This is a genomic window from Micrococcus terreus, from assembly GCF_900116905.1.
Classification (GTDB): domain Bacteria; phylum Actinomycetota; class Actinomycetes; order Actinomycetales; family Micrococcaceae; genus Citricoccus; species Citricoccus terreus.
In genome coordinates, this window is record NZ_FPCG01000003.1 from 133,512 (window position 1) to 145,559 (window position 12,048).

Below are 12,048 nucleotides of genomic sequence, written 5' to 3' on the forward strand. Positions count from 1 at the left end.
GGTTCAGCCCTCCCGGTGGTGGGGAGGCAGCTGCCCGTGGGCCACGGCGTGCTCGGCCTGGTTCAGTGCCTCGACGATCAGGGTCAGGGCGTGCTCGTCCACGAGCCGGTACAGCACGCTGGTGCCCTGCTGCCGGGTGGTGACCATCCGGGCCATGCGCATGCGCGCCAGATGCTGGGAGACGCCGGAGGGCTTCTTGCCCACCGCCTCGGCCAGGGCGTTGACCGAGAGCTCGCCGTTCTCCTGCAGGGTCAGCACGATCCGGATCCGGGTGGGATCGGAGAGCAGGGTCAGGACCTCGGAGGCCAGGTCGATCTGGTCCGAGCTGACGGTCGCGAGGTCAATCTTCTTATCCGCGTGCATACGCAGATACTAACACCCGCGAGCCCTCACCATCCAGATCACGTGCGCAGCTGATGCCGCGACACGCCGATCCAACCGGCAGTTGTCGTGATCATGATCGGCGGGGTGCGGAGGTGAGTTCGGCGGCGGCCTCCTCCAGGATCCCGCGCACAGCGGTGATCGCCGGCGACTGCGCCGACGAGGAGCGGATGGAGGTGAACACCGTCCGCAGTGGGTCGCCCGGAAGCCGGATTCGCCGCACCGCCGCAGGGGTGTCCACCAGCATGAGTCCGGGCAACAGGGCCACCGCGTTGCCGGAGGCCACCAGGCCCACGTGCGACTGCAGGTCCGAGGAGATGTACCGGACGTCCGGCTCGAACCCGGCGGACCGGCAGACCTGTTCGGCCCAGTGCCGGGTGGCCGTGCCGTCCGGTTCCATCACCCACGGCAGCGGCCGTGCGGTCAGCAGGGTCTCCAGCTCCCGACCCTCCGGCAGGGCCGCGCCGTCCACGCTCAGCTCGGCCGGCACCACCAGCTGCAGGTCGTCCCGCAGCAGCTCCTTGCGGTCCAGCCCGGGCCAGTGCGGGGCGGCGTGCCCGGGGTACTGCTCGGCCACCACCACGTCCACGTCCCGGACCCAGGTCTCATGCAGGGCGGTCTCCGGTTCGTACTGGAACACCTCCAGGCGCAGTTCCGGATGCCGCTCGCGCAGGATCGTCAGCGCGCGGGGCAGCAGGGCGATCGCCGCCGACTGGAACAGGGCCAGCTGCACTCGCCCGGTCACCGAGTTCCGCGCCCGGGTCAGGGCGGTCTCGGCCTCCTCGAGCGCGTCCAGGATCGGGTCGATCCGCGCCACCAGCGCCTGGGCCTCAGCGGTGAGCTGCACGCCGCGTCCGGAGCGGCGCAGCAGCTCGGTCCGGGTCTCGCGCTCCAGCACGGCCAGCTGCGCGGACACTGAGGACGGGGCCATGTTCATGGACTGCGCCACCGCGGTCACCGACCCCCGGATGGACAGCTCCCGCAGCAGCACCAGTCGCCGGACCTCCAGCATCGCCTCTCCCGTCTGACCGTTCCTCACCCCCGCCCCGGAAGCACACCCCGCCGTACGGGGGTGAGGGTCCGGTCCGGGGGTGCAGAATCACGGTGCCACCTGAACCACCACCAGCGTTCGTCTAAGCCGAACGATACCGTGCAGAAACATTCGCTGTTCACGCACGGTGTCACTCAGACACAATCGCTCCATGACTGCCAACACCCCTGCGCACGACTCCGCGCCCACTGCCGGTGCCACCACGCTCTCGCTCACCGACACCCCAGACCCGGCTGACCTGCGACGCCTGGCCCCGGCCGCCGTCGAGCAGGTCAAGACCTGGCTGCAGGATGCCCGTCAGTACCCGGCGAACTTCTCCGCGCGCCAGCTGGCCGGAGTGCTCAAGGACCCCAACGGTCTGGACTTCACCGTGGGCTTCGTGGACCGCGTGGTCCGCCCGGAGGACCCCAAGATCGCCGCCGAGGCGCTGCGCGAGCTGGCCCCCATGGTCCCGGGCTTCCTGCCCTGGTACATGAAGTCGGCCATGGGCGCCGGCGGCAAGGTCGCCCCGTTCGTGCCCCAGGTCGCCGTCCCGGTGGCCCGCAAGGTGCTGCGCGAGCTGGTCTCGCACCTGATCGTGGACGCCACCGAGTCCAAGCTGGGCCCCTCGATCGCCAAGCTCAAGCAGCCCGGCACCCGTCTGAACATCAACCTGCTCGGCGAGGCCATCCTGGGCAAGGAGGAGGCCGAGCGCCGCCTGGACGGGATCCGCACGCTGATCGAGCGTCCGGACGTGGACTACGTCTCGGTCAAGGTCTCCGCCGCCACCGCCCCGCACAGCCCGTGGGCGTTCGACCAGGCCGTCACCGAGGTCACCGAGCACCTGCTGCCGCTCTACCAGCTGGCCGCCAGCCAGGCTCAGGACCCCGCCCAGAACCACACCTCCACGTTCATCAACCTGGACATGGAGGAGTACCACGACCTGGACATGACGCTGGCCGTGTTCATGCGCCTGATGGACCAGCCCGAGCTGAAGGATCTGCCCGCCGGGATCGTGCTGCAGGCCTACCTGCCGGACGCGCTGGACGCCATGATCCGCCTGCAGGAGTGGGCCGCCCGCCGCGTGGAGGCCGGTGGCGCGCCCATCAAGGTCCGCGTGGTCAAGGGCGCCAACCTGCCCATGGAGCAGATGCAGGCCTCCCTGATGGGCTGGCCCGTCGCCACCTGCCCCACCAAGCAGGCCACCGACGCCAACTACAAGCGCGTGCTCAACTACGCCCTGACCCCCGAGCGCACCCGCAACGTGCGCATCGGCGTGGCCGGGCACAACCTCTTCGACGTCGCCCTGTCCCTGCTGCTGGTCCGGGAGCGTGGGCTCACCACGGCGTGGCCGGAGGACGTGAAGGACAGCCAGCCCGACGACGGCACCTCGCCGTCTGCAGGCAGCGGCACCCAGGTGCCCCGCGCCCAGCAGTCGGCACCCGGGCACGCACCGGATGTGGAGTTCGAGATGCTGCTGGGCATGGCCACCGGTCAGGCCGAGGCCGTGAAGAAGGACGTCGGCTCGCTGCTGCTCTACACCCCCGTGGTGCACCCCGGAGAGTTCGACGTGGCCATCGCCTACCTGGTCCGCCGCCTGGAGGAGGGCGCGTCCCAGGAGAACTTCATGTCCGCCGTGTTCGAACTGGACTCGGACCAGCGCCTGTTCGCCCGTGAGGAGCAGCGCTTCCTGGCCTCCGTGCAGGACGTGGACCTGACCGTCCCGGCGCCGGCCCGCAACCAGAACCGTCTGGCCGGGGACCTGGGCGATGTCCCGGCACCGGTGGACGGCTTCGCCAACACCCCGGACACCGACCCCTCGCTGGCGGCCAACCGGGAATGGGGACGTCAGATCATCGCCAAGATCCCCACCTCCACCCTGGGGGTGGACACGGTCCGCGAGACCAAGGTGAGCACCATCGCCGGGGTGCAGGACGTCGTCGGGAAGGCTGTGCAGGCCGGACAGGCCTGGGGTGCCCTCTCCGGGACCGAGCGCGAGGCCGTGCTGCAGAGGATCGGGGACAAGCTCGAGGAACGCCGCGCCGACCTGCTCGAGGTGGCCGCCGCCGAGACCGGCAAGACCCTGGACCAGGGTGACCCGGAGATCTCCGAGGCCATCGACTTCGCGCGCTACTACGGCCGTCTGGCCCGCGGACTGGACGAGGTGCGCGGCGCCACGTTCCAGCCCTCCAAGCTGACCCTGGTCATCCCGCCGTGGAACTTCCCGGTGGCCATCCCCGTGGGTGGTGTGCTGGCCGCGCTCGCCGCCGGTTCGCCCGTGGTGTTCAAGCCCGCCTCGCAGTCGGCCCGTACCGGCGCCGTGGCGTTCGAGGCCATCCGCGAGGGCCTGCGCGAGGCCGAGGTCCAGGACGCCGACCACCTGGTCTCCTTCCTGACCCTGGACCGCAGCGGCGAGGAGAAGATCGGCGAGAGCCTGATCGCCCACCCGGACGTGGAGAAGGTCATCCTCACCGGCGGGTACGAGACCGCGCAGCTGTTCCGCTCCTTCCGCAAGGACCTGCCGCTGCTGGCCGAGACCTCCGGCAAGAACGCGCTGATCGTCACCCCCAGCGCCGACCTGGACCTGGCCGCCAAGGACGTGGTGAACTCCGCGTTCGGCCACGCCGGACAGAAGTGCTCCGCGTCCTCGCTGGTCATCCTGGTCGGCTCCGTGGGCACCTCCGAGCGGTTCCACCGCCAGCTGCTGGACGCCGCCGCCTCCCTGCATGTGGGCTATCCGGACGACCCGCGCTCGCAGATGGGCCCGGTGATCGAGAAGCCCGGCGAGAAGCTCCAGCGCGGTCTGACCCAGCTGGGCGAGGGCGAGTCCTGGGAGCTGGAGCCGAAGCAGCTGGACGAGACCGGCCGTCTGTGGTCCCCGGGCATCCGCTCCGGCGTGCAGCCCGGCGCGGACGCCCACCTGACCGAGTACTTCGGACCGGTGCTGGGCGTCATGCGTGCCGAGACCCTGGAGGAGGCCGTCGGCCTGGTCAACGCCGTGGACTACGGACTGACCTCCGGCCTGCACAGCCTGGACCCGGAGGAGATCGAGTACTGGCTGGAGCACGTCAACGCCGGCAACCTCTACGTCAACCGGGGGATCACCGGGGCGATCGTGCGCCGTCAGCCCTTCGGCGGCTGGAAGCGCTCCGCCGTGGGTGCGGGCACCAAGGCCGGTGGCCCGCACTACCTGCACGGGCTGGGCACCTGGCATGACGAGCCGATCCTGCGCTCCACGCTGCAGACCCCCTCGGCCGCCTCCGCGGCAGGGACCGACGGCGGCGCGGCAGGTCGACTGATCGCCGCGGCCGGGCGCATCCAGGGTGAGGGTCCCTCGGTGGAGGAGCTGAACTGGCTCTCGGCCGCGGCAGCCCTGGACGAGGCCGCCTGGCAGCAGACCTTCGGCGTGGCCGAGGACATCTCCGGGCTGATCGCTGAGCGCAACGTGCTGCGCCACCTGCCGGTGCCGACCCTGATCCGCTGGGAGTCCGGTCCGCTGGTGCACCTGCTGCGTGTGATCGCGGCCGGCCTGCGCTCGGACGCCCCGCTGACGGTCAGCGCCCCCACCGAGCTGCCCGAGGAAGTGCTCGGTGCACTGCGGGCGGCCCGCGACGTGACCGTGGTGGTGGAGGACACCGCCGCGTTCCACGGCCGGGCCCTGCAGCGCACTCGCGTCCCGGCCTCGGCTGACGGCGGCGGGGATCCCCGTGTGCGCCTGGTCCTGGACTGGGACGGCGACCCGGAGGGCTCCCGTGCTGCGGTGAAGGCACTGTTCGAGGCTGTGGACGGGTCCCCGGACCTGGCCGTGTACTCGGGCCCGGTGGTCTCCGCCGGCGACGTGGAGCTGCTGCCGTACCTGCACGAGCAGGCCATCGCCATCACCGCCCACCGCTTCGGCACCCCGGACGGCCTGACCGACCACCTGCTCTGATCGGTTCGGCCCCTCCAGCGTCTGTCTCAACCTCTGCGACTCGTCATACCGGTTATCGGTCTGATGAGTCGCAGAGGGACTGACAGCCCACGATCGGCAGCCTGTCCGCTGTGCGGGGCCTCCTGCACAACTGCCCTGTCCACCCCGGGCGTCCCCAACCCGGGTTACGGATCAGAACGCGACGGGTCCGTCAGGTCAGGCTGAGGGCGTGACACCTCCTGCACCTTCACAGCTCCGCACGACTGCCGGTCTCTCACCGCTGATCGTGACCCACCGACATGATGGTGGCGCGGTGGCTCGCTCCATCGACAGGGACTTCGCCCGTGGAACCCTGGTCCGCCTGGCACGCGGTGTCTACTGCCCCACGGAAGTGTGGCTGAAGGCTGCGCCGTGGGATCGGCACCTGCTCAATGCCGTCGCTCTCAGTCTGGGATCGCACCGTTCACCGGTGTTCGCAGGCCCCACCGCTGCTGCCATCCACGGACTTCCGCTCACGTCCACGCCGTCCATGCTTCATCTCCGAGCCCCCTCCCGTGGGGCCTCCGGCCGCCGCGATCGAAAGACCCCTTACGGCAATCGCACCACCGCCGAGACTCTGCGCCGGGCTCTCGCCAAGACCGGCACCGTCCCGCATCGTCTGCCGGATCTTCCCGTCGTCCACGGCCACTGGAACCTGCCCAGCCACCCCTCTTACCCTGCGCAGACTGTCCCGGTCACCCTCAGCGACGGGACCTTCGTCGGCACGGTCCTCGCCGACCCAGCACCCATCGCCCTGGTGGCCCTGATGCGCACCGGCGACCTCGAACTCGTCGTCCCGCCGCTCGATGCCTACCTCCACCGCCACCCCGACGGTCTCACCACTGTCACCGAGCTCCGGGACACACTCCCCTCCCGGGCCCAGAAGCTCCGGTTCGACTCCGTCCTCGCCCTCGCAGACGCCCGTGCAGAGAGTGCAGGTGAGTCACTGAGCCGGGTGGTGATCCACCAACTCGGCTTCGAGCTCCCCGAACCGCAGGTGGAGATCAGGGACGCTGCCGGCCAGCTCATCGCCCGGGTGGACGGACTCTGGAAGCAGACCGGCCTGGTCGGCGAGTTCGACGGTCTGCAGAAGTACTCCGGCACCTTCGCCGTTTCCACACCGCCCAGCGAGATCGTCGTGGCAGAGAAGCGACGCGAGGATGCTCTCCGCCGAGCCGGGCATGACGTGGCCCGCTGGATCTGGTTGGATCTGCGCAACCCCTCACGGCTCGAACGCATCCTCACCCAGCACAGCGCTCCCCGCCGCCGAGCATGACGTTCAGTACCGTGAACCCATGACCCCCTCGCCCCGCCGCCTGCTGCTCACCGTGCCGGCCGGCATCCTCTTCGGCGTGCTGATGTCCCTCGCCTCCGGCAACTGGGGCATGGTGGGCGTCGGTCTCGTCATGGGCGTGGGCACCGGGCTGGCCTGGTCGGCCACAGCACGTCAGTCCGACTCCTCCACAGCGGACCGGTCCGCCCCCGCCGCCCCCACACACCCCTCAGATCCGCCCCCGCGTCCCACCTCGTCCGCCACAGGTGACAGCATGGAGTCATGATGTCGCGACGGAACTACAGCGGAGGCCGTTCCCAGCCACCCCGCTCGAACTGGAACTCTGCGCTGCAGAACGCCCAGGCGCCGTCCTTCCCGCAGATCAGCCGTGCCGAGATCCGTGAGCTCGTGGGTCCGCAGTCTGCACAACGTGGCTGGATCTACGCCGAAGAGGGCGCCGTCACCCGCCTGCAGTGGTCGATCGACGGCACCGGCACCACGCGCGAGGGCAAGCGCCAGCTCCAGGGCACCCTGTTCGGCACGGTCGCCGGCAGCGGCAACAACGCCTACGGTGCCGCGGTCATCCTCTGGCCGGACGCGGACGAACAGACCATCACCGGCCCCGCCTCCGTCCGGCTCTGGCGTCCCATCCGCAGCTCGTGCACCTGCCCCGTCGCACCGGAGTGCAAGCATGTGGCCGCCCTGATGTACGAGTCCACCAGCCGCGCCCTGCGGGCCGCAAACCCCCACGGCTTTCCCGACGACGGCCCCTCACCTCTCGCAGATCACGCACCGGAGCAGGTGAATGGTCGGGACGGGGACGACGAGTACGACCCGGGCTCTGCACCGTTCAACCCGGCAGACCTGCGCCTGCCGGGGTCCCATGAGGTGCGTCCACCGGAGGCGCTGACCTCGGCCAGGTCCCGTGTCACGGGTGCTGCGCCGATGCCCTACCAGGCACCCCAGCCACCGGCACCGCCGTCCTGGCGGCAGGTGCTCTCCGGCAACCCCGGGGGAGCGGGATCGCGCGGGCCCCTCACCCAGAGTCCTGCCGCTGAGATGCCCCTGGCGATCGGCGTGGAGCTGCGCACCGAACCCCAGCCCGGTGCGCGCCGCTGGGGTGCCACCGCCACCACGCTCGAGGACCTGACGACCCCGGAGAACCGCTTCAGCCTCCGTCTGATCCCGCTCAAACCCGGCGCCAAGGACAACTGGATCAAGGGCGGACTGACCTGGCGTGCGTTCCAGTACCCCGGCACCCAGTTCGGACTGCGCCGGGACCACGCGGACATCTTCGGCCAGCTCTACCGGCTCTACCAGGCCGACAATCCGCACCTGCATGGCAGCGAGGCCGAACTGCAGTGGGAGAGCTTCCGCAGCCCCGCCGCTTGGCTGCTGCTCCAGCGCGCCGTGGCACTCGGCGTGGAGTTCGACCCCCGGGGGATCCTCGGGCACGTCAGCGTCGCCACCGATCAGGCCTCCGTCCACCTGGACCTGAGCGAGACGGATCCGGCCGCCTCCCTGGACACCGTCACGAAGGGGCCCTCACCGATCGCCGTGCGCGTCGTCGTCGGGGCGGAAGGCGAGGAGCTGGAGACCCCGCGCCGCGTGGGCCCCTATGGCGTGTTCATCGTGGAGCTGCCCGAGTCCCCAGGCCGGAGCTCGAAGGGGTCCGTGCGGCTGCGGCTCATTCCCACGGCGGACGAGATCCCCGCCCCCGCTCGGGAGCTGCTGGACCGGGGCGGGCAGATGATCATCCCGAGCGAGGAACAGGGTGAGTTCCTGCGGGAGTTCACCCCGCGTCTGCAGGCCCAGGTCCAGGTGACCAGTGCGGACCAGACCGTGAAGCTGGCCGAGGTCGCCCCGCCGGTGCTGGTGCTGCAGGCCGTCTACTCCGGGGATGACCGCACCGAACTGCGCTGGTTCTGGCAGTACAGCGCCCCGGACCGGCAGCTGCCGGTGCTGCGCAGGGGAGTCGGCGCGGGGCGGCAGCTGCAGCACGAGCAGACTGTGCTGGAGGCCGTGCGACTGATCTGGCCGGACGCACTGGCCACGGACGAGCAGACCTTGGACGGGGTGGCCACCGCCCGCTTCGCCGAGCACATCCTGCCCCGGCTGCTGGACGTGGAGCACGTAGAGGTCAACGTCACCGGAGAGCTGCCCGACTACGAGGAGCTCACCGGGGCGCCGCGCGTGCGCATCACCCAGATGACCACCGAGGACACCACCCGCACCGACTGGTTCGACCTCGGCTTCGAGATCACCCTGGGTGAGCGGCTCATCCCCTTCGTGGACGTCTTCTCCGCCCTCGCCGGAGGCAAGAAGTCCGTGATCCTGCCGGACCGGACCTACTTCAACCTCAATGACCCCGTCTTCGACCAGCTGCGGGACCTGATCGCCGAGGCCCAGCAGTTGGGGGAGTGGGAGCCGGACAAACCTCGGATCAGCCGCTACCAGGTGACCCTGTGGGAGGACTTCGAGGACCTGGCCGAGGAGTCCGTCGAGGCGGTCAGCTGGCGGGAGACCGTCGGGGCGCTGCGGGACCTGAAACAGATCCCGGAGGTCCCGGCCCCCACCGGGCTGGACGCCACCCTGCGTTCCTACCAGCTCGAGGGCTACCAGTGGCTCAGCTTCCTCTACGAGCACCACCTCGGCGGGATCCTGGCCGATGACATGGGACTGGGCAAGACCCTGCAGACCCTGGCCCTGATGGTCCGCGCCCGCCAGCTGCGCCCGGAGGATCCGCCCTTCCTGGTGGTCGCGCCCTCCTCCGTGGTCTCCGTCTGGGCTCAGGAGGCAGCCCGGTTCGCTCCCGGACTGGACGTGCGCGTGCTGGACAGCACCGCCCGCAAGCGCAAGACCGACCTCGCCGAAGCCCGGGCCGGGGCCGACGTGGTGGTCACCTCCTACGCCGTGCTCCGCCTGGACGAAGAGGAGTACGGAGAACTGGAGTGGACCGGACTGATCGCCGACGAGGCCCAGTTCATCAAGAACCGTTCCTCCAAGGTCCACGGGGCCGTGAAAGCCGTGCGGGCACCGTTCCGTCTCGCCATCACCGGCACCCCCATGGAGAACTCCCTCACCGACCTCTGGGCCCTGCTCAACGTCACCGCACCGGGCCTGTTCGCCTCCCCGCGTGTGTTCTCCCAGGAGTACATCAAGCCGATCGAGGACCCAGACCCCTCGGACGACGGCGCACGCCGCGCCCAGGAGCGGATGGCCCGGCTGCGCCGCAGGATCCGGCCGTTCATGCTGCGCCGCACCAAGGACATGGTCGCCCACGACCTGCCCGAACGGCAGGAACAGGTGGTCGAGGTGCCCCTGCAGCCCAAGCACCGGCGTCTCTACGACCAGGTGCTCCAGCGCGAGCGGCAGAAGGTCCTCGGTCTCATCCAGGACCTGGACAAGAACCGGTTCATCGTCTTCCGCTCCCTGACTCTGCTGCGCATGCTGGCCCTGGACCCGGCGATCGTGGACGAGGAGTACGCCGAAGTGCCCTCCTCGAAGCTCGAGGACCTGATGGAACGGCTCCAGGAGATCCTGGCCGAACAGCACCGGGTCATCCTGTTCAGCCAGTTCACCTCCTTCCTGGGCCGGGTGGCCGAACGGCTCTCCGCTGCGGGCGTCACCTACTCGTACCTGGACGGCTCCACGCGCAACCGCGGCGACGTGGTCAATGAGTTCCGCGAGGGCAACGCCTCCGTGTTCCTGATCAGCCTCAAGGCCGGTGGGTTCGGACTCACCCTGACCGAGGCGGACTACGTGATCCTGCTGGACCCCTGGTGGAACCCCGCAGCCGAGGCACAGGCCATCGACCGCGCCCACCGGATCGGGCAGACCAAGAACGTCATGGTCTACCGGCTCGTGGCCGAGGGCACCATCGAGGAGAAGGTGCTGGCCCTGCAGCAGCGCAAGGCCGCCCTGTTCAGCTCCCTGACGGACGAGGACGCCGCATTCAGCCAGTCCATCACCGCCGACGACCTCCGCGAGCTGTTCTCCGGCTCCTGAGGATCGATCATCGCCGCTCCGACCTCGCAGGCTACTCGTCAGTAACCAACCGTGGCACCATGGGGAGCATGCATCTGATCTTCCGCACGCTCCTGCTGCTGATCCGCGCCCGCCGCAAGTCCAAGCTCACCATCTGGGACACCTCGTCCCTCCCGCTGCGCGCCCTGCCCACGGACGTGGACGTGGCCGTGCACATCAACAACGGGATGTACTTCTCCCTGATGGACCTGGGCCGGTTCGACCTGATGATGCGCTCGGGCGTCTGGGACCTGATGCGCCGCAACAAGTGGTCCCCGGTGGTGCAGTCCGAGCAGATCACCTTCCGCCGCTCGATCAACCTGTGGCAGCAGTACACCCTGGAGACCAAGATGCTCGGCACCGATGACAAGTCGGTCTGGTTCGAGCAGCGCTTCGTGGTGGACGGGGAGATCTACGTCCGTGCCTACGTGGCCACCCGACTAGTCAGCAAGGACGGACCGGTCTCCAACGAGGACATCCTCCGCGCCGTGGAGCAGGAACTGGGGCAGCCCAACCCGGACGGCCGTCAGATCCCCGACTGGCTGCACCAGTGGCGCGTGGACGCCGCCCTGCCCGGTTCTCGCAAACCGGCGCCCCACATCTGGTGACCTCGGCCGAGGCGGCCACGGAAAGGCACAACCTATGCATCTGCCCTGGCAGGCACGCCGATTCATATCCCTGATCATCGGGCTGGTCCTCTCGCTGACCTACGCCCTCTGGGGTGTGCCGTTCGTGGGGATGCTGGCAGGTCTCAGTGGACTCTCGCCAGCCGACGCCGCCAGTCCCGCCCCGGCCTGGAGCATGGTCACCATGACGCTGGGTGGACTGCTGGCCTCTGTCCCCGCAGCGGTGGCGTTCGTCGCCTGGGTCCTCGGGGACGCGGCACAGGGTGCGGGTCAGGGCGCCGATATCGCCCGGATGACCCCCATGTCCCCGGAACGCCGAAGAGCGCTGATGAGCATGCGCCTGCTCGGCTGGCTAGTGGTGCTGGGAATGCTGGTGGGCATGATGTTCTCGTCGACTGGGCTGTTCGACTCCTGGTCAGAAGGCATGCGGAGCCTGACGGGGGTCGGACTGGACCTCACGGTCGCCCAGGCTACGGCTGCAGCTGCCCAGATCCAGGCGTTCCCGTTCTCTGCGGCCGGCCTGTTCGCTCTCTCACTGCTCTACTCGGTCCTGCCGGTGCACTTCAGCCGCGCGACGGCGCGGGGCACCTGGGTGCCGTGGAGAGTGTTGGCGTGGGGCGTCGTCATGTGGTTGGCCTGTGTGCTGGTGGCCGTTCTTCCCACGTACCTGGACCTGACGGCGACGAACTGATCTGATCGGGGCCGCCAGGAGCACACCGTCCACCCAGTGAGACAAATCACCTGAACCGGGGCAAGATGGACG

The 12,048-nt window shown here is 69.6% G+C and carries 8 protein-coding genes; 6 read left to right on the forward strand and 2 right to left on the reverse strand.

All coding sequences use genetic code 11. The annotated features are described in order from the left end of the window. Positions 1-3 precede the first annotated feature (3 nt). Both BM355_RS05035 and BM355_RS05040 read right to left on the reverse strand, forming a co-directional pair. Entirely contained in the window at positions 4-363 is a 360-nt protein-coding gene (locus BM355_RS05035) for an ArsR/SmtB family transcription factor (protein ID WP_091695685.1), read from the reverse strand. A 91-nt stretch (positions 364-454) separates the two neighbouring features. Beyond that, the gene (locus tag BM355_RS05040; protein ID WP_091695688.1) at positions 455-1,393 is read right to left on the reverse strand and encodes a LysR substrate-binding domain-containing protein; all 939 of its coding nucleotides are present in this window, start codon (positions 1,391-1,393) and stop codon (positions 455-457) included. 190 nt (positions 1,394-1,583) lie between these two features. On the opposite strand from BM355_RS05040, the gene BM355_RS05045 reads away from it, so the two are divergent. The 6 genes from BM355_RS05045 (at position 1,584) to BM355_RS05070 (ending at position 11,976) form a co-directional block, all read left to right on the forward strand. Next, positions 1,584-5,342 carry a proline dehydrogenase family protein gene (locus BM355_RS05045; protein ID WP_091695691.1) on the forward strand — a complete coding sequence of 1,253 codons (3,759 nt, stop codon included), beginning with the start codon at positions 1,584-1,586 and terminating at the stop codon, positions 5,340-5,342. A gap of 508 nt (positions 5,343-5,850) precedes the next feature. Next, complete coding sequence (locus BM355_RS05050) at positions 5,851-6,636, forward strand: hypothetical protein (RefSeq protein ID WP_143109428.1); 786 nt, start codon at positions 5,851-5,853, stop codon at positions 6,634-6,636. A gap of 19 nt (positions 6,637-6,655) precedes the next feature. Next, entirely contained in the window at positions 6,656-6,919 is a 264-nt protein-coding gene (locus BM355_RS05055; protein ID WP_091695696.1) for a hypothetical protein, read from the forward strand. Then, on the forward strand, positions 6,916-10,641 hold the full coding sequence (locus tag BM355_RS05060) for a DEAD/DEAH box helicase (protein WP_245760608.1): 3,726 nt from the start codon (positions 6,916-6,918) through the stop codon (positions 10,639-10,641). The genes BM355_RS05055 and BM355_RS05060 overlap by 4 nt, the downstream gene beginning before the upstream one ends. 68 nt (positions 10,642-10,709) lie before the next feature. Then, complete coding sequence (locus BM355_RS05065; RefSeq protein ID WP_091695700.1) at positions 10,710-11,267, forward strand: acyl-CoA thioesterase; 558 nt, start codon at positions 10,710-10,712, stop codon at positions 11,265-11,267. 34 nt (positions 11,268-11,301) lie between these two features. Further along, positions 11,302-11,976, forward strand: a complete 675-nt coding sequence (locus tag BM355_RS05070; RefSeq protein WP_091695702.1) for a hypothetical protein — start codon at positions 11,302-11,304, stop codon at positions 11,974-11,976. Positions 11,977-12,048: the final 72 nt, after the last annotated feature.

Excerpts from the sequence above, each read along its gene's own strand:
- BM355_RS05035 (WP_091695685.1), bottom strand. The coding sequence starts at position 363 with ATGCACGCGGATAAGAAGATTGACCTCGCGACCGTCAGCTCGGACCAG.
- BM355_RS05040 (WP_091695688.1), bottom strand. The coding sequence starts at position 1,393 with ATGCTGGAGGTCCGGCGACTGGTGCTGCTGCGGGAGCTGTCCATCCGG.
- BM355_RS05055 (WP_091695696.1), top strand. The coding sequence starts at position 6,656 with ATGACCCCCTCGCCCCGCCGCCTGCTGCTCACCGTGCCGGCCGGCATC.
- BM355_RS05070 (WP_091695702.1), top strand. The coding sequence starts at position 11,302 with ATGCATCTGCCCTGGCAGGCACGCCGATTCATATCCCTGATCATCGGG.
- BM355_RS05045 (WP_091695691.1), top strand. The coding sequence starts at position 1,584 with ATGACTGCCAACACCCCTGCGCACGACTCCGCGCCCACTGCCGGTGCC.
- BM355_RS05050 (WP_143109428.1), top strand. The coding sequence starts at position 5,851 with ATGCTTCATCTCCGAGCCCCCTCCCGTGGGGCCTCCGGCCGCCGCGAT.
- BM355_RS05060 (WP_245760608.1), top strand. The coding sequence starts at position 6,916 with ATGATGTCGCGACGGAACTACAGCGGAGGCCGTTCCCAGCCACCCCGC.
- BM355_RS05065 (WP_091695700.1), top strand. The coding sequence starts at position 10,710 with ATGCATCTGATCTTCCGCACGCTCCTGCTGCTGATCCGCGCCCGCCGC.